The sequence below is a fragment of the Xanthobacter tagetidis genome (assembly GCF_003667445.1).
Lineage (GTDB): Bacteria > Pseudomonadota > Alphaproteobacteria > Rhizobiales > Xanthobacteraceae > Xanthobacter > Xanthobacter tagetidis.
Genome location: NZ_RCTF01000009.1, coordinates 175190 through 198164 on the forward strand (window position 1 = coordinate 175190; position 22975 = coordinate 198164).

The window sequence follows — 22975 nt, forward strand, 5'->3', positions numbered from 1 at the left end:
AGGCCAAATCTTGTGGCGTGGTTCCTCGGCGCAGGCGCATCGGCCGCCTCCGGCATTCCGACCGGCTATGCCATGATCCGCGATTTTAAGGCGCAAATCTTTTGCCGCGAAACCAACCTGTCAAAGCGCGAGATTGATACGGCTGATCCGATCTGGATCGACAGGATCGATGCCTTTTTCCGCCAAAATTCGCAGTTGCCGCCTGACGGTGATCCTACCGAATATGCCAAGGCTTTCGAAGCGGTTTATCCTGAGGCCCGGCATCGCCGACAGTATATAGACGATGCGATCTCCAAGGGCACTCCCTGTTTTGGACATAAGGTGCTTGGAAGTCTTATGGCTGCCGGCAAGGTCGATTGCGTTTTCACGACCAACTTCGATCCGCTCATCGAGGAGTCGGCGCTTTCGGCAAACGGGATTCTGCCAGCAGACAACCAGAACCGCGCAACTGTGGCGGCGATCGATTCTGCCGACCGTGCCATGCGGTGCCTCAATGAATCGGACTGGCCATTGGTCGCTAAGCTCCACGGTGATTATCAGTCGATCGCGATTAAGAACACGGGATCAGAACTGGAAGAACAGGACGCCCGGATGCGGCATGTGCTGGTGGAATCCGGCAAGCGCTTTGGAATGATCTTCGTCGGCTATAGCGGACGCGACGCTTCGATCATGGAGGCGCTGAACACGGTTCTCGATGCGCCGTCGCCATTTCCGAACGGAGTGCACTGGCTCACCTCTTCAGCTTCCCGTTTACTGCCCGCCGTGATCGAATTCCTAGAGCGCGCCGAAGCGGCTGGCGTGGACGTGGCCGTCGTTGAGTGCGCTACCTTTGACGAACTGGCTGCTGATATCATCAAGGTTACCGATATACCTAAGCCGCTTCTTGATCGGGTGATGGAAGGGCGACCTACGCCGCGCCTCGTACCCGTTCGGATTCCAAATGCCAAAGCCCGCGCCTTCCCGGTGCTGCGCTATTCGGCAATTCTGGTCCAGTCGATGCCGGCCGCAGCCAGACGCATCAGGCTGAGCCAATCGACGACGTCGGCAGAGGTGCGCGAGATCTTCAAGGCGAAGAGATGTCGCGCGACGGCGGCCGCTTTGGGGCGTGAGCTAGCGGCGTTCGGTCGGGACCAAGAAATCCTGGATGCCTTGGCTCCGCTCGGCCCATCGCTCGCTGGAACGGTCGATCTGGATCCGGTCGCCGATAGCTGGGCGATGGGGTTGCTATACGACACGCTCGTGCGATCGCTCGCCCGACAGCGCCCGCTCATCCCACGCTACAGGCGTTCGGGCCATTCGCTCGTCGTTGCGATACCGCGCGACGGCGATGATCCTGATCGAACGCTGCGTCAGCAGCAAACCCTATCCCGGCTGCGCGACGCCTACGGCACCGGCCTGTTTGGCGCAGTGCCCAAGCTTGGCTTCCCGTTTCAGGAGGGTGTCCACCTCAAGCTGGAACAAGTCGATGGAAAGTGGTGGTGCGGCTTCGAGCCTTACACGTTCGTCCAGTTGCCCCGACAAGATACTCCACAAACGGAGAGTGCGGAGGATCTGGTCGTGCAAGAAGCTGCGGCTGAAATGGGCATGCAAGCCGAGCGACGGGGTGATCCTGCCGGTGACTGGCGCCGCGAGCGATGGGCCCCGCGATATAACAGGAATTGGGCCAGCATTATTGGGGCCTGGGCACAGCTTCTGACCGAGACGGGCGGCCCGCTCAGAACCGCTTTCGGACTCGAAGATGGCTCTGGCATTGATGCCGTGTTCAAGGTGTCCCCCGTTACAGGGTTTAGCCGACCGTCGCATCACCATACCTACTTCGACAGGAGCAAATGATGGCGAACCCAGCCCTCACTGAGCTGCCGCCATTCACGCTCTTGGATGAGCCGAACCTGCCGTTTTCGCCATCCGACGCCACCCAGGTAGATGTTCATCCATTGCGCGGCCTCCTGAACTTTGGGCCGTATTCGAAAGGATCGTTTAGCGGATACACTCCTCGCATTCGAATCGCGACGGTTGGCCCGGAAAGCGCTTTCCATCGTCGTGGCGATCTGATGAAGCTGTTGCGCGGCGCGCATCGGCCTTCCGACCGATCAGAATATGTGCCGGAATATCCCGGTTTTGATCGCCTGTTCCGCGTGTCGCTCGATCCCGCGCCAGCGAGCGCTCACATCAAGTGGCCTGAACACCTCGACCAGTTGCCGGGTGACGGCAACGCGCAGCATCGCCTATACCTTGCAATGGATGCCGCGCTCCGCCGCCTTGACGCCGTTCGTAACGAGTTCGACGTTGTGCTGGTCCACTTTCCCGACAACTGGGCCACAGCGACACGCGGAAAATTCTTTGACGCACACGACGTGCTGAAAGCTCTGGGCGCCAAGTATAATATTCCGACCCAGGTTCTGAATGATCGCGTCTTCACATTCAGCTTTAAGGCCTCGCTCGCGTGGCGTCTTTCAACCGCACTTTATGTGAAGGCGGCGGGTACGCCATGGAAGCTCGCGCCGCTGAAGGGTGTGCCAGCAGACACCGCCTACATCGGATTGGCTTATGCCCTGCGCGGTGACCAACAAGACGCGCATTATGTGACGTGCTGCTCGCAGGTCTTCGACATGGACGGTGGTGGCATGCAGTTCGTCGCGTTCGAGGCGCGAGACCCGGTGGCCGACGTGGCTGAAGCCCGCCGGAACCCCTTTCTAAGTCGCGACGACATGCGCGCGGTCCTCGCCCGTAGCCTGGAACTCTATCAGGGGCGCAATGGTGGCAACCTACCAAAACGCATGGTCATTCACAAAACAACCGCCTTCAAGGAGGCAGAAATCGAGGGCGCGTTCGACGCGCTTACCGGCGTAGCGGAAATCGAGTGTGTCGAGGTGAGCTCGGCGTCGTGCTGGCGAGGCGTCTGGCTCATCAAGTCGGGAGTAGTGAAGCCGCCGTCAAAACCGTCGGGATTTCCCGTACCGCGCGGGACGATGGTGATTCGCACGGGCAATTCTGTCTTGGTATGGGTGGCGGGCAATGCTCCCGAGGTTTCAACCAAAGGAGATTACTATCAGGGCAAGAAGAGCATCCCCCGGCCGCTGCAGCTGATCCGTCATGCAGGCAGCGGGCCACTCGAACTCACAGCCCATGAAGCTTTGGCTCTCACGAAGATGGATTGGAATAACGACGCGCTCTACGACCCAGTACCGGTTAGCATTCGCTATTCGCAGAAACTGGCCCGCACGATAGCGAATGTCCCGGACCTGCCGCGAAATGTTTATCCTTATCGATTGTTCATGTGAGAAGATTACCGCAAATGAAAAAAGAAGTAAAATTTTTGTATTTCTAAGGAATATTTCTGACATCTAATTTCAATTATATTGTCTAAGAGGAGTGCATCCAGCATTGCAAAGCTGGATTCAAATTGAGGCCATTTTAGTTATCGCCTTCGGGGGGGCATACTGTGACGACGCCGAGCTATCTGAACTGGCTGGTCGATACTGGAGAGCGTCAGGCAACGGCGTGTGGCCGTGTAATCGAGATATGGAAAATAAATCCTGAAGATGACGCTGAAATTCTTTCAAACTGGGCTCGGCATTTCCGTAACCACTACATAGCTGATGCCGATTTACCGTTCATGGCCGGTGGCACGGGACTCAGCCATACCGATTATCTGAGGAGCATTCTCTTCCCCGATGCGAAGGTAGCACCTGGACCGAGTCTCCGATCGGGAGACTTTGGCGAGATCGTTGTCGCCGACTTCATCGAATATTTCCTAGGATATTGGTGCCCACGCGAGCTGCGCTACCAGGATCGTTGGAATCGAAATGACTCGACAAAGGGTTGCGATGTTATCGGGTTCAAGTTCGCGAACGAGGACAACCCCGGTCCGGCCGACGAGCTTTTTATCTTCGAGTCCAAATCTGGCATGTCGGCGTCCGGCGCGAACCGGCTCCAGGATGCGATCGATGACAGCGTAAAGGACAGACTTCGCGAGGGCATGAGCCTCAATGCCATTAAGCGCCGCTTCTTCGATCGGGGCGAAATGGGCGATGCCCGGAAGGTCGAGCGCTTTCAAAACGAGGCCGACCGACCCTTTCGCCGGATCAACGGAGCGGCCGCCATTCTCGACGAGGCCGTCTTCGCCGAGACCGATATGGCGGCGACCAACGGTGCGGCTCATTTTAACCAAAAGAATTTGTGCCTTCTGGTTATCCGCGGACCGTCACTGATGAAGCTCGTGCATACGCTTTACGAAAGGGCAGCCGATGAGGCCTGAGGCGACCGCGCTCACCATCCTATCCACCGCGCGAGCACGGGCAAAGATGCACGAATTCCGCGTCGCGCCAGCGGACTTCAATGCGTTGCCGCGCGACCCGTCGCTACTCTTCTCATTGGCGATCGGCATCCTGGGAGATGTTGCGGCCGCCGTCGCAGATACGCTCGAAGGTGCAGGAGTTGCACCGGCCTCGCTTCCTCAACCGCCCGGCTGGGACGAGTTAGATGAAGACCCGCAAGACGTGCTACGCTTTTCCTCAGTTTTCTTCGATGCATATTTGAACGCGCAGCTCGATGCCGACTTAGACACCGAATTTTCCCTCCTGTGCGCAGCGGCATATTACATCGCCGGGAATGTCGGCAGCGCGACGGTAATCATTCGGCACATGACGGAGCCGAGCCTCGACCTCGCGGGCGGGCTTGGTCATCTCGTCTACAGCATCCTCAAGAACAGCTTCGTTCCGACCGAGGTGGCCCATGCTCATCAAGCGGCGACGGCCGAGCTTCTCCAGGCGCTAGCCGGCTATTTCAGCTTCGAGGCCGGGGCGGATGGCGTTGCCGAAGTGTGCCGCAGAATCCGAGAGTATTTCCACCGATCCGGCTCACCGCGCGAATTGCTCTACGCCGACATTGCTGGCGCCTTGTGTGCGCTCAAGCTCAGAAATTCTGCCCGGACGATCCTGCCAACAGCATCAGGCTTGGCGCCGGACGCGTGGCGCCAAGCGCTCGCGAAGTCGCATTTTCCGATCGAACTCTGGCCTGCTCAGCAGCGGATCGCGGATGCTGGCGTGTTCGCTGGACGTTCCGTAGTCATTCAGATGCCGACCAGCGCTGGCAAGACACGCGCCACCGAAATCATCATTCGATCGGCCTTTCTATCCGGTCGAGCGCACCTTGCAGTGATCGTCGCACCCTATCGTTCGCTCTGCCACGACATCCGGGGCGACCTGGTAACGGCCTTTGCCGGTGAGAATGTGCGCCTGGACGAAGCATCAGACGCCTATCAATTCGACCTCGCACTCGATGCGCTGTTTGCCGAAGACTCGGTGCTCATCGTGACGCCCGAAAAGCTCCTCTATATGCTGCGCCGGGCTCCGGACCTCGCCCAGAGGATCGGATTGGTGATCTATGACGAAGGACATCAATTCGACGGAATGACTCGGGGGCCGACCTACGAACTCCTCCTGACTTCGCTGCGCATGTCGCTCCCCGCTGAGACCCAGATCATTCTCATCTCTGCCGTGATCGGCAACGCGCCGGATATCGCTGTATGGCTGATCGGCGATGCCGATGCGGTTGTCGGCGCCGAGGGTCTGCTACCGACGACCAAAAGCATCGCTTTTGCGAGCTGGCAGGACCAACGCGGGCGACTCGAATATGTGAAACCGGAGGATCCGGCCGAGCGAGAGTATTTCGTGCCTCGCATTATCAGCGACATCGCTCTGCCGCTCCGCGGCAAGGAAACTGCCCAGCGCAGATTTCCTGAGAAAACCGGCGGTGACGTCGGTCTGTTCCTCGGCCTGCACGTCGTGCGCAACGGCGCCGTTGCGATCTTCTGCGGCCGAAAAGACAGCGTGACGAAGATCTGCTCGCGTGCCGTCGAAATCGTCGATCGCGGCGTCGCGCTCGAATGGCCGATTGAAACCTCGGACGCCGCCGAGGTGGAGAAGATCCGAGCGCTTTGCGAAGTCGAGCTCGGAGCCGGCGTGTCAGCGACCCGCGCGGCAGCGCTTGGAATATTCGCCCATCACGCCGACACGCCGCACGGCATCCGCCTTGCAATCGAACACTCCATGAAAGAAGGTATGGCGAAATTCGTCATTTGCACCTCGACCTTGGCGCAAGGCGTCAATTTCCCGCTCAAATATCTAGTCATCACATCGACCCGCCAAGGCGGCGAACAGATCCTGGTGCGCGACTTCCACAATCTGATGGGGCGTGCCGGTCGCGCGGGGATGCATACCGAGGGCAGTGTCATCTTCTCGACCCCGTCCATCTACGATCAGCGGCAGCAATTTCGCGGCCGGTGGACGTGGGACCGCGCAACCGAACTTCTCGACCCCCGAAACTCGGAACCCTCTCGCAGCTCGATCCTTGCGTTGTTCGATGCGTATCAGCAGCGCCAACCGCCGATCGTCCAAGAGATTCCGCCCGATTGGCTCGACCTCGCCTTCGCCGATGCCGCTCGGATAGACGAAGTCGTGGACGCAGCGCTCGCGGCGCAACCTAATATCAGCGAACGGGAATTCCGCCGGTTCATCGAAGGTCGCGCCCGCGCAGTCCAGAATATCGCCGCCTTCCTCGTTGCCAATATGACCTTTGCCGAGGGAGAGGACGTCAGAGCGCGGATCGGTGAACTTGCGGCTAATACATTAGCTTATCACCTCGCTGACGAGGAGACGCGGGTTCGTCTCGTCGAAGTGTTTCGATCGATTGGGGATTCGATCACGGCCAACACCGATGGCGACCAGCGCGCGCTTATTCGACGGTCGCCCCTACCGCCGGCGGCGGTTGCAGAACTCAAAACTTGGCTGACTGAGAACCTTGAAACCCTGCAGACTGCAGTGCAAGAGGACCGGCTATTCGCCGAAATCTATCCGTTGGCACTCCGTTTCACCACGTCCCGCGCGATCCAGGCGATTAGCGATCAGAATTTAGTTCCGCGCTCTCTTGAGGAGTGGGTGGCGGGCAGATCCTATGCCGTGATCTTCGACATATTGGCTGAGGCAAGAGCCCGCGTCGGGCGTGACCATGTCACCGTGGAAGATGCTGTTGCGCTGTGCGAGAGCGGCTTCGGCTACGATGTTGCGATGATCGTTGCATCGATAGCGGACCTGACCGAGGACTTGGACGACGCACTGCACACGGGCGTCAGCCTGCTGCAAAAGCAGATGAAATACGGCCTGACTGATCGCGCGGCGATTGCGTTTCACGAGGCCGGGTTCGCGGATAGGCATGTCGCGGGCCTTCTCGGTCTCGTCTGGGGAAATGTCGTTGACCGCGGCGGCGTCCGCGCAGCTTGCCAGCAAGAGGAGATTGTACGCGCGGCGCTCGCGGACATTCCTAGCTATTTCGTCAAGGTCGCTGCTGAGCTTGGAGGATGGGCCTAACTTGGGCTGGGCCGGGTAGCTAGAGCGGAATGTACATCTAATGACTGTGATCCAGCTCTATCTTCCCTTCATTCCAATTTTGAGGGACATTGAGGGTGATCTGATCGCCGAAAACTGGACCGTTTGAAGCTGGAGTTTTCCGCGCCATGATCCCTTGGCTGGTAGGAGCGGCAGACGATGAAGGCATCGAAGTTTTGGGACGCACAGAAGGCGTTCATCCCGAAGCAGGGAGCGGACGGTGTCCCGGTGGGAGAGATCTGCCGGCGGGCCGGGATCAGCCCGGCGACCTACTTCAACTGGATAAAAGAGATATGAGGGGCTGGCGCCGCTGGAGATGCGGCGGCTAAAGCAGCTCGAGGACGAGAATACAAAGCTGCGCAAGCTCGTCGCCGACCTCTCGCTCGACCGGGAGATGCTGCAGGATATCGTTCGCCGAAAAATTTGAGGCCTGGTCGCAAGCGCGAGCTCGTCGGCATGATGTGTGATGAGTGGCAGGTGTCGATCCGGCGGGCTTGTGCAGCCCCGGAGTTTGATCACTACAAGTCCTGCCGACCCGGCCAGGCCGGCCTTGCGGCACGGATCAAGGCGATCTGCGAGACGCGTGTGCGCTACGGCTATCGGCGCGTGCAGGTGTTGCTACGACGGGAAGGCTGGGTGATCAATCAGAAGAGAACCCGGCGGACCTACAATGAGTTAAGTCTCCAGCTGCGCAACAAGACCCCGAAGCGTCGAGTGAAGGCGAAGTTGCGGGAGGATCGGGCGACTGCCACTCGGCCGAATGATGTCTGGGCGATGGATTTTGTCGACGACCAGCTCGCCACGGGCCGCAAAATCCGCGTGCTGACCGTGGTCGATACCTTCTCGCGGTTCTCGCCGGTGGTCGATTCACGCTTCAGCTATCGGGCCGAGCACGTGGTCGCGACCCTCGAACGGGTCTGCGCCAAGGTGGGCTATCCGCGGACCATCCGGGTCAACCAGGGCTCGGAATTCGTCTCCCGCGACCTCGATCTTTGGGCCTATGCGAAAGGGGGGCACTGGACTTCTCCCGCCCCGGCAAGCCCACCGATAACGCCTTCATCGAGGCGTTTAACGGCCGCTTCCGGAGTGAGTGCCTGAACACGCACTGGTTCCTGACGCTTGCGGATGCGGCCGAAAAGGTGGAGGCTTAGGTTAGATACTATAATGAGGATCGGCCGCACGAGGCCATCGACCATAAGCCTCCGATCTCGTTGCAGAACCCCGGCGGCGTAGCCAGCGCACTGCCGTGAAACAGGCCGGAAACTCCAGCTTCCGGCGGTCCAGAAAATGGTCTCGGATCAATGATCGACGGACTCTACCTAAATCTGGAGGAGGATCAGGGGCTCAGGTCGAGGGCAGGGCCGCATAGTTGCTGTGCCTGTTCATGAGGACGTTGATCATCTTCCTTGTTCCTCGATTGCTCGGCCTTAGAGCGGGGAGGGGCGTCACCGGCGTCACCCACCCCCTAATAGGGGGTGGGGTGGTGACGCTCCCGGTGACGCTCCCCACCCCCATTGCTCGCGTCACCGGAAGTGACGTCGGTGACGTCGTCGGTGACGGTGACAATCTGGCCATCGATCGAGATAAGTCCGGCCGTCAAAAGGGAAGCCTTGGCCTTACGGAACGCTTCTCGAACAGCGCCTGCGCTCGGGCGAGGACCAAAAGCGGCCGCAGCGGCCGACCGCCATTTGTCCAAGGTCGCCTGTTCACCTAAGTCAGTGAGCGCATTCAGCGCCGTTCTCGCGTCTCGCGAGAGGCGCGACGGATGCGTAGTAGAGCGGGTGACCCCCTCGACCGTCTCCATTCGGAACGCCCCCGTCGGCGCGGCGGAGAGGCGGAACGACACCTCGCTGCCCGCCTCGAAGTCCCGAGCCTTGACGATTGTCATCCGACGGATCGAAGAATTCCCGGTAAGAGACAGGTGGACATCCGCATCAGCCAGGATGGACGAATGGCCACGCACTTGATTGCCCCCCGCCTTTGCGGTGTGAGCGAGCAACAGAACGCTCGCGCCCCGGGCGTGGATCACCTCATGGAGGCTCCCCAGGGCGCGGCTCATCTCACGGCCGGAGTTCTCGTCCGCCCCGCGCGTAGCGGACGCAAGCGCGTCAAGCACCACGAGACGGACGGGTCGCTCGAAGCGCTCCCGCATCTTGTCGATTGCCCCGATAATGCGGTTGGTGGAATCCGGGTCGAGGAGGTCGATCTGTCCGGTCGCGTGGCCAATGGGGAGGCTCAAGTCATCGCCTGCCGCCGCACGAAGCCGGCGCGCGGTCGAGTGTGCGGCCTCGGCCGACACGATCAGAACGGAACCCTGGACGGTTTCCCGGTCCAACAGAAGGTCACCCCGCGCCACCGCGAGGGCCAGCGCGACCGAGACCGCGGTCTTGCCACCCCCCGGCGCGCCAGCGATGGTCACGAGCGAAGCCGCCGGAACGATATCGCGCCAGACCCACCGCATCGGCGGCGGGGGCGGGTCGGTGAGGAAGGAGAGACGCATCACCGGCCCTCCTTGATTGCGAGCGTACCCAACGGGCAGTAGAGCGCCTGAAGACGCGTGCGCACCGCACGCCCGGTCGCGGTCGCGGGGGAGACGATTTGGGGGGCGAAGCCGGCCGCGTGGAGCGCCTGCGCTATGGCTTCGGCGGCGGCCGCCTGCTTGGGGGAAAGTGCCATAGTCATCGCGCCGCCCCGGCCTGGGCGTCACGCTCCGCGATCAGAGACGCGATCCAGCCGTCGATTTCGGAATCAACCCAGCGCGGCGAGCGGGAACCAGTCGACACAGGCGCGGGGAAGCGCCCCTCCAGCACGGCGGCGCGGACCCACCAGCGGGAACGCCCGGTGCGCTCGCACACCTCGGCGAGGGACAGAAGGCGTTGGCCGGGGCGGCGCTCCATCTCCTTTACGGAAACGCGGCGCGAACGGGAGGAAGTAGAGAAAGAGCGACGGGCATTGGTCATGTGGTGGCTCCTCGTAGAAAGTGGGAGCCACACTCAATATGCACACTCTAAGTGAAGTCAGTTCAGTTTTGGGGCCGTTCGCTCTTGTCCCTTTTCCGAACTGCTTCAACGTGCGCTTTGAACATGCCATCGGTAGGAGCGACGCCGTTCACCCGCTGCACCCACGGGTCACGAAAGGGGGGATCAACAATAGAGCCAAAAAATCTCTCGTAATCGTCGCTAAAATCCACTGATTTACCTGATCGACGCCACTCCCACTCCACTACGTCAAAGAGTGTCTTTTTAAAGAGATTTTGCGCAGATGGTCGCAGACGATTGCGAGTAGCGGAAAATTCTTTGAGAAGGGACTCATACTCATCCCTTAGATGATCCCGGTAGGTCTCAAGAGCCTTCAAAGCCGTCATGGCGGCATAGTGGATCGGATCGGGCCTATCTCCGTTAGCGATGATATCTCTAACGTCGGCGATGCGATCTTCAAGCGCCAGCATCGGGTTACCAAGGTTCCGCAATTCGCGCTCTGTGGCACGCGCGAGCTGGTTCGTAACCTTAGACATTTCGTTGATGTCCAATACCGGGATGCGAACCGTCATTTCAATGCAGGAGATTAGCTCGGCAACGTACCCTTCCTCCGCCCCCGGAAGTGCTGAAAAAATGGCCGCCCTTTCGTCAGTGGTGTAGCCGCCCCACGGGGGCGGATCGCCTGGGCGACAGCGGAGTTTTTTGGTTAGCTCATAAAATTGTTCATCGGTGAGGTTGGGTAGTTTAGAGCGCAGGCTCTCGCGCATCACCGACAGCTGTGCATCGGACATCTTGGATCGTAGGTGTTCACCGGTGCCTTTGCGTTTTGTCATCACCGCCCCCTCATCGGCACAACATTGGTCGTGTCGGTCGGCTGGGTCAGCCGCTCCACATGGGCTGCCCATGCATCCAGCGCAGCGCGCTTCTCCGCGAGGTGGTCGTGTAGTGCATAAACTTCCGTTACATCACCTTCTAGGTGGTTCAGAACGGCCTTGATGACTTCGCGCCTCACGCCCAAGGCCCCGAGTTGCGTTGCAACGGTCCGACGCAGATCATGCGGGGTGGGCGGGTCCGCCTTCAAGCGGCGGACCGCAGTGCGAGTGTAGTCAGTCTCCTTCAGGCCGGAGATAAGCCGCTTCATGGCACGCGCGAAGGACTGCCGATCGAACTTCTCGCCGGGGTTTCTCCGCGAGGAGAAGACGTAAGACGTTTCCTCACCACCGGCCACCATCGCGGCTTTTATGATGGAAGCTACAGATGGGGCGAGTGGCACGATATGCGGGCGTCGATTTTTCGTCCGCTCGCCCGGTAGATGCCATCGTGCTGACTCGGGCTGGCCGAGGTCCAGAAGTTCGTCTCGCTCCATTCCGACGACCTCGGACAGGCGCTGCCCGGTGAGAAGCAGCACCCGCATGATGCGCGCCATCTCGGGCACCATAAAGCCGTCGAACGCTGCCCACAGGATCGGAATTTCGTCATCCCTTAGTGTGCGAGTGCGGGCCTTCTCGATGCCCGGCTTTGGGATGCGGTGGACTGGTGAGGTGGTGACGGGAGGGTCACGAAGATCCAACGTCCAATTGAAGAGCTTGGACAAAACCGCAACCATACGGTTTGCCGCGATCGGTGCATCAGCGCCGCGCTTCTCCGAAAGGTCCAGCACGTCGTCACGGGTGATTTCCCGGGCTTTCTTACCCACCCAAGCCTTCCGGGCGGGTGCGAGAGCGCTCCGGTAGCCAATTAGGCTCTTGGGACGCTTCACGGCCACATACTCGGTCAAAAAGCGCTCCGCCAAGGCATCAAAGGAGATGCCGGCGGCGTGTGCGGCCTTCTCCTGACGCTGCACCGCGCGGGGGTTATCCCCATCCGCTATACCGGCAATGCGCTTCAGTGCAATTTCTCGCGCCTTGGCGAGCGGAACAGCTGGATAGCGACCGATAGTCAGGCGCTCCACCTTCCCGGACATTTTGTCGCGGTACCGCAGGCTCCACGATTTCGTTCCGGATGAGGACACCCGGAGCACGAGGCCCGGGGCACGTTCGTCATTGATATCGAGCCGTCCTTCCGCCGGAAGGGAAAGGCCGCGGATGTAGGTATCCGTTAGGTTGACATTCGCCATAGTGTCTCGAAGCCCTAAGAGTGAAACCCCATAATCGAAACCCCTGTAAGTTCCACCTGGGGCACGCAGGGGACACAAAACAGTTCTCCTGCCGTCACCGTACGCCTCCAACTATCTCCTACAATGAATTGAAATGTCAATAAAATTGGGTGTAGGGAGGTGCCGTGACAATGCCTAAAACTAGCTTTTAATCATGGGGTCTCGGGTTCGAATCCCGACGGGCTCACCATTCTCCTATGACATCCGTCCGGCGTCACTCGGCCGCGCAAGTGCCGCGCCCGGACGCCCGTGGCGCCGCGGGAAAATGCCCTACGGCCTCGCTTGCTGCCCGCAGCCGCTTCTTCTAGCCTTCCTGCAACCTCGTCACACCCTCCGGAGCGTGCGAAGCCGATCGTGTGGACGCCGCCATCCCCTCCCGCCAATGAAGCGGAACGCCTGCGCGTCCTTGCGGCGTGCCACATCATGGACACGTCCGCCGATGCACGGTTCGACCGGCTGACGCGGCTGGCGACGCGCTTTTACGGCGCGGACGTGGCCTTCATCGGCCTGGTCGATGCGAGCCACCAATGGATGAAATCCATGTCGACGGCCGGCCTGGCACAGGCGGTGGAGCGGCCGCGGACGGTGTGCAATCTGATCATCGAAAGCGGCCGGTCGCTGGTGGTGGGAGACCTCAAGACCGACCCGCGCTTCGTCGGCCATCCGCTCATTCCCCACCTCGATTTGCGCTTTTATGCCGGCGCACCGCTGCTTGCCGCGGAAGGGCTCGCCATCGGTTCCTTCTGCATCATGGCGCGGACGGCGGGTGACGAGGCGACGTTCGATATCGGCCCGCTGGAGGAGTTCGCCGCCATCGCGATGGATGAGATCGAGCTGTGGCGGCTCGGGGAGGCGTTCAAGGTGCGCGCCGAACAGGATGCGCTCACCCGGCTCGCCAATCGTCGCCGGTTCGACGAGGCGCTCGACCGGGCGCTGCGACGCACCGCGCGCACCGGCGCGCCGGTGTCCCTGCTGCTGCTGGATGTGGACCGCTTCAAGGCGTTCAACGATCTTGCCGGCCACCCGGCCGGCGACCGCGCGCTGGCGCGGCTCGGCGACGTGCTGGAGACGGTGGCGCGCCGTCCGGACGACACCGCCGCTCGCTACGGCGGCGAGGAGTTCGCCTTGATCCTGCCGGATACCGGCGGGGACGGCGCGCTCGCCATGGCCGAGCGAATCCGCGCGCGCCTGCGCGAGGCGGAGATCGCGCACCCGGCGGGCGGCCTGCTCACGGTGAGCATCGGCATCGCGACCGCCGGCGGGCCCGGAGCCAGCGCGGAGGCGATGCTCCAGGACGCCGATGGCGCGCTCTATGCCGCCAAGCATGCCGGGCGCAACGCGGTGCGCCACGCCGGCCCAGTTCCCGCCGGCCCCGCCCCAGGGTAGGGGCGCGGCGCGCGCATCCCGCATTGACAGCCGCGTGGGGGTTGCCGAGCCTGCACCCTCGGGGGCGCCGGGGAAGGGAGCGCATCGTGGGTTCGCATATCTCCGTTTTCGACTTCGCTTGCGGCGCCCGCCGCCGGAATCCCATGGACGGCCTGCGGCGGGCGATGCTGCTCGCAGCCTGCGCGGGCGCGCTTCATGCGGGGCTCGGCGCCCGCGGGGCATTGGCGCAGACAGGCCCGGAACTCCACTTCTCGCCGTCCGAGAACCTGCAGCAGATCGACCTCGGCCTGATCGCCTCGGCGCGCACCAGCATCGACATGACCGCGTTCTTTCTGCGCGACCACGGGATCGCCGATGCCCTCGTGGCGGCGGCGCGGCGGGGCGTCGCGGTCCGCCTCGTGGTCGACGGAAGCGAGGCGCAGGCCTACGACCGGCTCGCACCGCTCGGCGCGGGCGTGCGCCGCAAGCCCGAAAAGCCGATCATGCACCTGAAGGCCTATGTGGTGGATGGCGCGGTGCTGCGCACCGGCTCCGCCAATTTCTCCACCGGTGCCTTGAAAAAGCAGGACAATGATCTGCTGATCCTGCGGGATCCCCCAGCGGTGGCGCTCTATCGCGCGCAGTTCGAGCGAATCTGGGCGAATGCGGTGCCGGCCTTTCCCGCCGGCGGACGCTAGAGCACGCACCGTTCAGGCTGCACCGAACGCGCAGCAAACCGGTCGAACGTCCTGGGACGCCGAGGACCCGCCGGGACTGCACATCCACCAGATGAGCGCCGGATCTGCCCCCTCACGCTTTGCGGGAGGGCCGACTCAACCAATTTCTTAGATGCCCATGAAAACATATATTTTTCAGAGAGATGGCGCGGAAAGCCAACGTGAACCATCGCTTCATCCGGGACGATGGGCCATCGCTCGGTTGACTTGGCCGTGCCGCAGGGCAGCATGGCGCGTGGAGCGATGATCCAGCCGGCGAGGGCCGACCGGCAGCGCCCCTCCTGTTCCATTCTTCAGGCCGGAGCCGGGTCGGGCCTCGGCGATGCCGGATGCCTTATGACCGTGAAAGTCCTGCCTGTGAACGCACCATGCCCGTGAACAACCGCATCGCTGCCGCGGCCGCAGAGATCGCCGGCTGGCGCCAGGCGCTCCACCGCCGGCCCGAGCTGCAGTACGACCTGCCCCTGACGGCTGCCTATGTCGCTGCAAAGCTGCGCGAATTCGGCTGCGACGAGGTGGCCGAGGGCATCGGGGGCACGGGCGTCGTCGGCGTCATCCGGGGCAGGGGCCCGGGCCGGGCCGTCGCCCTGCGGGCCGACATGGACGCGCTGCCCATCGTCGAGGCGACCGGCGCCTCTTATGCGTCTGAACATCCCGGCCGGATGCACGCCTGCGGCCATGACGGCCACATGGCCATGCTGCTGGGCGCCACGCGGCACCTCGCCGAGACCCGCGCCTTCGCCGGCACGGTGAACGTGGTGTTCCAGCCGGCGGAGGAGGGCGGAGCGGGCGCCCGCGCCATGGTGGAGGACGGCCTTTTCTCCCGTTTCCCCTCCGATGCGGTCTACGGCATGCACAACATGCCGGGGATGGAGGTGGGGCGCTTCGCCATGCGGCCAGGGCCGATCATGGCCTCGTCGGACCAAATGGAGATCGTCGTCGAGGGGCGCGGCGGTCATGCGGCCAAGCCCGAGCAGGGCATCGACGCGGTGCTCTGCGCCGCCGCCATCGTCACGGGCCTTCAGCAGGTGGTGGCGCGCAATGTCGCCCCCCTCGATGCGGCCGTGGTCTCCGTCTGCGTGTTCCAGGCGGGGGAGGTGGACAATGTGCTGCCGCCCCGGGCGCGCCTGCTCGGCACCGTGCGGGCGCTCGATGCGGCCGTGCGGCTCAAGGTGTTCAAGCGGGTGGAGGAGGTGGCCCACGGCATCGCCGCCGCCCACGGCGCCACCGCCACGGTGCGTTTCAAGGAGGGCTATCCGGTCACCCGCAACCATGACGCCGAGGCGGCCTTCGCGGCCGATGTGGCGCGCGAGGTGGTGGGCGACGACCATGTGGACGACGCCACCGTGCCCATGATGTGGGCCGAGGACTTCGCCTTCATGCTGGAGGCGCTGCCGGGCGCCTACGTGTTCATCGGCAACGGGCCGAGTTCCGGCTTGCACAGCCCGACTTATGACTTCTGCGACGACGCCATCGCCTACGGCGCCTCCTATTGGGTGCGGCTTGCCGAGCGCGCGCTCGGCGCGGCCCGGGAGGTGGCGGCGTAAGGGGCGCGCTCAGTTGGCGTCGGCGCGCGCGCCTTCCGCGGTGACGTCGCCGGCTGCGCCAGCCGCTCCGGCGGGCGCAGCCCGTTCAGTGCGCTTCGCCGCCTGCCAGAGCGCCTCCATCTCGTCGAGGCTGGCCGCACCGGGCGTCCGGCCTTGCGCTTCAAGCGCCTGTTCCAGGAAGCGAAAGCGGCGGGTGAACTTGTCGTTGGTGCCGGCGAGCGCCGCCTCCGGGTCGATGCCCGCATGGCGGGCGAGGTTCACCACCGCGAACAGCAGGTCGCCCACTTCGTCGCGCACCGCATCGAGGCCGCCCGCATCGAGCGCCTCGGACACCTCGTCGGTCTCCTCGCGGATCTTGGCCAGCACCTGGCGCGCATCGTTCCAGTCGAAGCCCACGCGGCCTGCTTTCTCCTGGAGCTTCAGGGCGCGGGTGAGCGCGGGCAGGGGGAGGGGCACCCCGTCGAGCACCCCTTGGGTCTCCTCGGGCGGCAAACCGGCTGCGGCACGGCGCGCCGCCTTCTCGCGCTTTTCCTCGGCCTTGATCTGCGCCCACAGGCCCTTCACCGCCTCCGGCGAAAGATCGCGCGCATCACCGAACACATGCGGATGCCGGCGCACCAGCTTGGCGGTGATCGCCTCCACCACGTCCGGAAACGCGAAGGCGCCTTCTTCCTCGGCCATGCGGGCGTGGAAGACGACCTGCAGCAGGAGGTCGCCCAGCTCCTCCTTCAGGTCGCCGAGATCGCCGCGGGCGATGGCGTCGGCCACCTCGTAGGCCTCCTCCACGGTGTAGGGGGCAATGGTGGCGTAGGTCTGCTCCAGGTCCCACGGGCAGCCGCTGCCCGGCGTGCGCAGCGCCGCCATGATCTCGATGAGGCGCGCAATGTCGCGGGACGGGACCATGGAAACCTCCTTGCGGGCCGATCGGGGCACCATAAGCTCTTCCGGCGGCGGAACGAACGGGAGGCGGGCATGTCTGCGGTGGAGAACGAGGCGGGCGAGGGCATCCGCGCCGGCGAGCGCCAGGTGCCGCTGCCGGAGCGCTTCGATGCCGGCGTCTATTTCATCGGCCACATTGAGACGCCCTGGGCGGCGCGCGCGGATTGCCCGCGCCGCGGCGACATGACGGACGGCCCACTCTGCACGCTGCACATCGACCCGCGCTGGGCCGAGGCCCTGACCGGCCTTGCCGGATTCAGCCATGTGCAGGTGCTGTACTGGATGGACGAGGCGCGACGCGATCTCGTGCTCCAGGTGCCGCGGGGCGGAACGCCGGCCGGCACCTTCGCGCTGCGTTCGCCGGTGCGGCCGAACCCGATCGCGTCGTCGGTGGCCGCGCTGGTGGCGGTGGAGGGCACGCGCGTCATCGTGCGAGGCCTCGACTGCCGGACCGGCACGCCGCTGATCGACCTAAAGCCGGCGCGAACCCCAGCGGAAGGAGCGCCGGCGTCGGACGCTAAGGCCTGACGCGGAGCGTCCGCAGACGCAGCGGGCCGCCAGACAGAGGAATCGTGAAAGAGGTGGTGCGGGCGCCTCGCCCAGGCGCCCCGATGAAGCGCAGAAGATATATTATGGAACATAATTGACCATGAGCGCAGCACGGCACCGGGGCTCCGGCATGGCAGTCAGGCCTCAGCTCTCACTCAAACAGCGTGCGTTCAAGGCGCTGGCCTTCACAAAAATACACCGCATTATCAATGCCTTGCGATTAACAACTCATACGCACCTTGAATCGCAGATGGCCCATCAATCCCTGCTCGACTCAAGGTGAGATGAAGCGCATCCGGTCAAACGCGGGCACCACGCCTTCGGTCAGCGCTGCGCCGAGGCGGACATAGTCCAAGTCGGTGTGGAGGTTCGTGAGGATCGACCGCTTCGGCTTCATCCGCGCGATGTGGTCCAGCGCCTCGCCGACGGTGAAGTGCGACGGATGCGGGGTCTCGCGCAGTGCGTCGAGGATCCAGACTTCGAGATTATGCAGATAGGACAGGCTGTTGTCGGGAAAGCCGTTGACGTCACTTGAATACGCGACGCCGCCGAAACGGAACCCGAACGAGTCGATGTCGCCGTGGTGCTGGCGGAACGGCAGCGCCACGATGGGCCCACCGGCGCCGTCCACCACGATCTCCCGCCCCTCGTGGAACCGGTGCTCGGTGAGGATGGGAGGATAGGCGCCCCCCTGGGGCGTTGCGAAGCAATAGGCGAAGCGCGCGTGGAGCGCGGCCGAGGTCTCCGGATCGGTCCACACGTCGATCCGCCGCCGGTGCAGGATCGCCAGCGGCCGCAGGTCGTCGATGCCATGGGTGTGGTCGGCGTGGGAGTGGGTAAACAGCACCCCGTCGAGCGCGGTCACTCCCTCGTCGAGCAGCTGCTCGCGCAGATCGGGGGACGTGTCCACCAGGACGGTCGTCTTGCCGCCGGGACCGTGGCGCTCCACCAGCAGCGAGCAGCGCCGGCGCCGGTTGCGCGGCTCCGCCGGATCGCATGCGCCCCAGCCCTGCCCCACGCGCGGCACCCCGCCCGACGAGCCGCAGCCGAGGATGGTGAAGGTGAGGGGCGTCGGGTCCGTGGCTTCGGGCGGCATGGAAGGGCGGTCTCCTCAAGGCATTCGGGCGCGCAACAACTGCGCCGTTGGGTACAGAGCCGGGAAATAGCACGCCCCCGCCCTTGCTATGCATCCTTATCCGCGATCGGCAGGACGAAGGGGCGGTAGCTGTCGATGAAGCAAACAAGCGACCGCCTGCATTCGACGACGGCGATGATGTCTTCGGCGAGCGAGACATGATCGCGGACGTGAATCGCATGGCCGTTCAAAACGAGGAACAGCCGGCAGCGGCCCAGGCGGTCCGCTTATTGCGCTGCACGAAGGAATGGTTCTCAGCGATAGCAAACGTCTCCGTTGCGCCGCCTTCCAGAGACACAGCGGGGAACAAGGAGACGTGCGTGGATTATTAGATATTTTAGAGACTTAGAGCGTCTGAGAAGCAATGGTCGGAGCGGCGGGATTTGAACCCACGACCCCTAGTCCCCCAGACTAGTGCGCTAACCGGGCTGCGCTACGCTCCGACGTGGGGCGAGCCTTAGACCATCGCTGTTCGCCCGACAAGCCTTAATCGCCCTGCCCCCGCGCCCTCCCCAGAAGATCGCGCCGGGAGCTGCCGGACGCCCCACTGAGGATCAAGATCCGGCTGACGATGCGCGCCAGGAGTGTGGCGACGCCAGGGCAGGTCGCCAGAAAATTGCCCCCCGATGGTGACACTGAGGCCCCATTCGGCGGTCATTCGGCGCTCTCCCCTCAACAACACGGAAGCTTGAACGCATGAAGAATCGCGTGAGCCTGTGCCTGTCCTTGTCCGCTTTGGCGTTGTCCGGCGGGCTCCTGTCGGCCACCGCCGCCCGAGCCGATACCGGCATCGCCTCCTATTACTGGCAAGGCCAGAGCACGGCCAGCGGTGAGCGCTTCAACCCGTCGGCCATGACCGCAGCACACCGGAGCCTGCCTTTCGGCACCAAGGTGCGGGTGACCAATCTGCGCAACGGGCGCAGCGTCGTGGTGCGGATCAACGATCGCGGACCGTTCGTGCGGGGCCGCATCATCGACGTCTCCAAGGCGGCGGCGTCCGAGCTGGGCTTCACCGGCAACGGCATCACCAAGGTGCAGCTCGCGGTGCTCGACTAGCCGCCCCCTCCGGGCAGGTCATGCGGCCTGCCCGAGACTTCCGATTTCCCGCTAATTTTCAATCGCCTGGGCACTCTCGCCGGGGCCGGCGCGCCGCTCCCGGCCGGTCGCGTCGCCCATCAGCCGGCGGCATTCCGTCAGTTCGTAGAGCGCCGCCTGGAGCCGGTGGACGTCGGCGCGGGAGAGCACCGGCGCGGCGCCCGGCGGCTGGCCGGCGATGCGCGGCTCGGAGCGCAGATGCGGCGGCAGATACTGCTCCGGCGGGCCGTGGCGCAGGGGCTCGGGCGGGGCCGGGCGGCGCGGGCCCTCGGCCTCGAACGGATCGTGGCCGTGCCACTCGACGGCGCGCCGCGACCGTGGCGCCGGCGGGATTTCACGATCGAAGTCCCCCCGGGTCTCCGCTGGTCCCGCATAAGTCGTCTCGGCATGCGGCAGGAGCTCCGGCCCGGGCGGCGCGATCTCCTCCGCCGGACCGGCGAACGGGCCGAAGCGAGGCACGGTGCGCCGCGGCGGCCCCTCGGGAACCGGCTCGGCCCAGCTGCCGCGGACGTCATCAGGCACGCCGAGGCCATGCCGCGGATCCGCCGGTCCGCGCTGGTCCCACTCCTGGTCTCGCTGGTCTTTGCCGAAGGGGCGCGACCAGGGTTCCGCGCGGGATTGCGGGCGGTGATCGGCCGAAAGATCCGCTCGGGCAGGCGGCCGCCGCGCGGCCTCCCGGCGTGCCTCGGGGCGCATATCCTCCGGGGGCCACTCGTGCGGCCGGTAGGGCTCGGCCCCGCGCTCCGGCCGGCGGGGCGGCGCGAAGGGATCGTCCGCCTCCGCCTCGGGCGCCCATCCCCTGCCCTCGGTGACGGGCGGCGCGAAGCCGTCGCCGTCTTGATCCTCGCCCCATTCGCCGCGTGGGCGGCGGGCATCGGCGCGCATCCGCGCTTCGGGCCGCCGCGGGCTGCGATCGCGCGCGGGATCGTCGCGGAACGCGCCGTCGTCGGCGTCCAGTTCATCCCAGGACAGCCGCCCGTGCCTTGGAGCACTGGGTGGCGCGCCGGTTGGCTCGGGCGCCGGGTGCCGCGCGAGCCCCATGTCCGGGTCCGCCGGCGGCGGACGCTGGCGCGCGGCGCGGCCATGGGGATCGGCGGCGGCGTCGTGCGGCGCCTCAGGCGCGGACCGCAGCCGGCGCTCCCGCGGCGGTCCCTCCTCCAGCCGGGGGTGATCGCGCCGGCCCTCGGCCTCGGCAGCGATGTCGCCCTTCAGGCGGCGGATGCGCGCGTCGAGCGGCTCGGAAAAAGCGGCAGGCGCCGGGGGCGCATCGTCGAAGAACGGCAGCAGCGGATCATCGAACGAGCCCGGGGCGGCCTGGGCATCGTGCTCCGGTGCGATGCGCGCGGCCGGTCCGCGGGTCGGCCGCTGGCGCGGCGGAGCGGCGGCGGGCAACGGCCCTCCCCGCTCCTCAAGGTCGGGCTGCCGCGCCTCCGCTCGCGCCTCCGGCGGACGGCGCGGCCCGCCGCGGCCGCGCGGCGGCGCGAAGGACGGATCGAGGCGCGGCTCCGCGGCGTCGCGTTCCTCGTCCGGGGATCGGGCCGCTGGGGCGTGACCGGTCGGCCTCCGGCGCAGGGGGACGTCCAGCGGCGGCGCATCGCGCCCGGTCTCCCGGTCCGCCTCCGGATCGGGGAAGGGCAGCGGAAGCTCGTCCATCTCCGGATGCGCCTCGGCGGGCCGCGGCTTGCGGCGCGGCAGCAGGCCGAGCAGGCCGCCGAAGGTGACGCCGTCCTGCGGGCTGCGCTCGCGCGCGCTGCGCATCACCGCCACGTCGTGCTCGACGCCGAGGTCCTGCACATGCCGGACGCCCTGCTCCTTGAGGATCTTCTGCACACCCTTGATGGTGTAGCCGTCGGAATAGAGCAGGTGGCGGATGCCGCGCAGGAGATCGATGTCCTCCGGCCGGTAGAAGCGCCGGCCGCCGCCGCGCTTCACCGGGCGGATATGGGTGAAGCGGGTTTCCCAGAAGCGCAACACGTGCTGCGGCAAATCGAGGTCCTCGGCGACCTCGCTGATGGTGCGGAAGGCGTCCGGGGCCTTCGAGGTGTCGCGTGCGTCGCCCACTTGACCTCCTGCCTTGCGGCCCAACCCCGCGCCCCGCCTTGCGGCCCGTGTGAGCCGGCGCGCACTGCGCGTTCCGGCCGAATCGCCGGCCGCCTGAGGCGCGATGATAGCGACAGGCACGGTGCCGGAAAAGGAAGGCGGGAAAGGCTGGTGCAGCCGACGCTTCACCAAGCATGCGAAGCGACGCCTGCGCTTGCGAGCCAGCCAGAGCGATCCGATCAAATTGAGTGAAACTGATCGGTGGACCGCCCTCTAAATTGCTCACGGAGAACGCGTTATCCTGCTCAGCTTTCGGTGCAAGCTGAGCGGCGCGTGCTCTGGAGCGCGGTCCGATCAAATTGAATCAAAGTGATCGGTGTCGCTCCCTAAATTATTGGCAGAGACAGCGTTATCCGATCAGCTTGCGATGGAGGCAGATCGGCGCGTGCTCTATTGCGGCTCGACCGGCCTCATGCGCCGGATGCGCAGGAGAACGTCGGCCAAGATGAGACCATGGAGGGCGACCGCCAGGCTCAGGGCTGCGACGTGGAAGCCGGCGCCCACCGGCCCGATCGTGAGGATCGTCCAGAGGCTGAGCGGCAGGAACACGGCCGCCGCCGTGCCCAGCCCCGGATTATAGCAGCGCAGACGCGCCGCGGCCCCCATGTGGGTGATGGCGTTCACCAGCATGGCATAGGGCGCCACCAGCCCATAGCCGGGGGCCCAAAGATAGGCCGCATAGAGCGCCGCCAGATTGAGGCCCCACACGACCGGAATATTGATGACAAGGACGGCCGCGACGGTGAGCGCATCCCGGCCGCCGAAGACCCGCTCGTTAACGAAGCTGCGGAACCGGTCGCCGGCATGCTCCTCCACCTGATGCAGCATGTAGGCCGGGCTGTGGAGAAAGAGCAGCACGAGCGGCAAGGCATAGGCGGCGTCAAGCAATGGCAGGATGGCGAGGAGCGCCCCGGCCATGAACCCGGCCGCCGCCACCCAGCGGCCCGCCAGCCACGCTTTCAGGTTCTGCATCGCCTTCGCCGCTCTCGG

16 protein-coding genes, 2 tRNA genes and 2 pseudogenes are annotated in these 22975 nt (G+C 64.5%); 11 read left to right on the plus strand and 9 right to left on the minus strand.

What is annotated here, in order from left to right; all coding sequences use genetic code 11:
- Positions 1–12 precede the first annotated feature (12 nt).
- The 5 genes and pseudogenes from D9R14_RS12835 to D9R14_RS12855 all read left to right on the plus strand — a co-directional run bounded on the left by D9R14_RS12835 (position 13) and on the right by D9R14_RS12855 (position 8635).
- Entirely contained in the window at positions 13–1833 is a 1821-nt protein-coding gene (locus D9R14_RS12835; protein ID WP_170168601.1) for an SIR2 family protein, read from the plus strand.
- Entirely contained in the window at positions 1833–3281 is a 1449-nt protein-coding gene (locus D9R14_RS12840; protein ID WP_121623726.1) for an argonaute/piwi family protein, read from the plus strand. Before D9R14_RS12835 ends, D9R14_RS12840 begins: the two co-directional genes overlap by 1 nt.
- A gap of 161 nt (positions 3282–3442) precedes the next feature.
- Positions 3443–4258, plus strand: coding sequence for a Hachiman antiphage defense system protein HamA (locus tag D9R14_RS12845; protein ID WP_121623727.1), 816 nt, complete (start codon positions 3443–3445; stop codon positions 4256–4258).
- Positions 4259–4304: 46 nt separating this feature from the next.
- Positions 4305–7367 (plus strand): DEAD/DEAH box helicase, encoded by a 3063-nt coding sequence (locus tag D9R14_RS12850; protein WP_170168602.1) that lies wholly within the window; start codon positions 4305–4307, stop codon positions 7365–7367.
- A 177-nt stretch (positions 7368–7544) separates the two neighbouring features.
- Positions 7545–8635: pseudogene (locus D9R14_RS12855) on the plus strand (IS3 family transposase).
- A 215-nt stretch (positions 8636–8850) separates the two neighbouring features.
- Here the strand turns inward: D9R14_RS12855 and D9R14_RS12860 are convergent.
- From D9R14_RS12860 to D9R14_RS12870, 4 genes are all read right to left on the minus strand, one after another.
- On the minus strand, positions 8851–9885 hold the full coding sequence (locus tag D9R14_RS12860; protein WP_121623729.1) for an AAA family ATPase: 1035 nt from the start codon (positions 9883–9885) through the stop codon (positions 8851–8853).
- A 178-nt stretch (positions 9886–10063) separates the two neighbouring features.
- Complete coding sequence (locus D9R14_RS12865) at positions 10064–10345, minus strand: helix-turn-helix transcriptional regulator (protein WP_245420793.1); 282 nt, start codon at positions 10343–10345, stop codon at positions 10064–10066.
- Positions 10346–10407: 62 nt separating this feature from the next.
- Positions 10408–11196 (minus strand): hypothetical protein, encoded by a 789-nt coding sequence (locus tag D9R14_RS22925; RefSeq protein WP_147453025.1) that lies wholly within the window; start codon positions 11194–11196, stop codon positions 10408–10410.
- Positions 11196–12479, minus strand: a complete 1284-nt coding sequence (locus tag D9R14_RS12870) for a tyrosine-type recombinase/integrase (RefSeq protein ID WP_121623731.1) — start codon at positions 12477–12479, stop codon at positions 11196–11198. The genes D9R14_RS22925 and D9R14_RS12870 overlap by 1 nt, the downstream gene beginning before the upstream one ends.
- Positions 12480–12626: 147 nt before the next feature.
- Between D9R14_RS12870 and D9R14_RS23130 the strand changes: the two genes are divergently transcribed.
- The 4 genes from D9R14_RS23130 (at position 12627) to D9R14_RS12885 (ending at position 16167) form a co-directional block, all read left to right on the plus strand.
- A tRNA-Ser gene (locus D9R14_RS23130) sits at positions 12627–12708 on the plus strand.
- 233 nt (positions 12709–12941) lie between these two features.
- On the plus strand, positions 12942–13904 hold the full coding sequence (locus D9R14_RS12875; RefSeq protein ID WP_210313932.1) for a sensor domain-containing diguanylate cyclase: 963 nt from the start codon (positions 12942–12944) through the stop codon (positions 13902–13904).
- Positions 13905–13990: 86 nt separating this feature from the next.
- The gene (locus D9R14_RS12880) at positions 13991–14581 is read left to right on the plus strand and encodes a phospholipase D-like domain-containing protein (RefSeq protein ID WP_121623733.1); all 591 of its coding nucleotides are present in this window, start codon (positions 13991–13993) and stop codon (positions 14579–14581) included.
- 407 nt (positions 14582–14988) lie between these two features.
- On the plus strand, positions 14989–16167 hold the full coding sequence (locus tag D9R14_RS12885; protein ID WP_121623734.1) for an amidohydrolase: 1179 nt from the start codon (positions 14989–14991) through the stop codon (positions 16165–16167).
- 9 nt (positions 16168–16176) lie between these two features.
- Here the strand turns inward: D9R14_RS12885 and mazG are convergent, their stop codons facing one another.
- The gene (mazG, locus tag D9R14_RS12890) at positions 16177–17070 is read right to left on the minus strand and encodes a nucleoside triphosphate pyrophosphohydrolase (protein WP_121623768.1); all 894 of its coding nucleotides are present in this window, start codon (positions 17068–17070) and stop codon (positions 16177–16179) included.
- A gap of 69 nt (positions 17071–17139) precedes the next feature.
- On the opposite strand from mazG, the gene D9R14_RS12895 reads away from it, so the two are divergent.
- Entirely contained in the window at positions 17140–17634 is a 495-nt protein-coding gene (locus tag D9R14_RS12895; protein WP_121623735.1) for an SAM-dependent methyltransferase, read from the plus strand.
- Positions 17635–17929: 295 nt separating this feature from the next.
- On the opposite strand, the gene D9R14_RS12900 is transcribed toward D9R14_RS12895, so the two are convergent.
- Positions 17930–18751, minus strand: a complete 822-nt coding sequence (locus D9R14_RS12900) for an MBL fold metallo-hydrolase (RefSeq protein ID WP_121623736.1) — start codon at positions 18749–18751, stop codon at positions 17930–17932.
- A gap of 404 nt (positions 18752–19155) precedes the next feature.
- Positions 19156–19233 (minus strand) — tRNA-Pro (locus D9R14_RS12905).
- 253 nt (positions 19234–19486) lie between these two features.
- Here D9R14_RS12905 and D9R14_RS12910 point away from each other — a divergent pair.
- Positions 19487–19846, plus strand: a complete 360-nt coding sequence (locus D9R14_RS12910; RefSeq protein WP_121623737.1) for a septal ring lytic transglycosylase RlpA family protein — start codon at positions 19487–19489, stop codon at positions 19844–19846.
- Positions 19847–21667: 1821 nt separating this feature from the next.
- Here D9R14_RS12910 and D9R14_RS12915 read toward each other — a convergent pair.
- Positions 21668–21946, minus strand: a pseudogene (locus D9R14_RS12915) (MerR family transcriptional regulator); the annotation flags it as partial.
- 429 nt (positions 21947–22375) lie between these two features.
- Positions 22376–22957 carry an HXXEE domain-containing protein gene (locus D9R14_RS12920; protein WP_121623738.1) on the minus strand — a complete coding sequence of 194 codons (582 nt, stop codon included), beginning with the start codon at positions 22955–22957 and terminating at the stop codon, positions 22376–22378.
- Positions 22958–22975 lie beyond the last annotated feature (18 nt).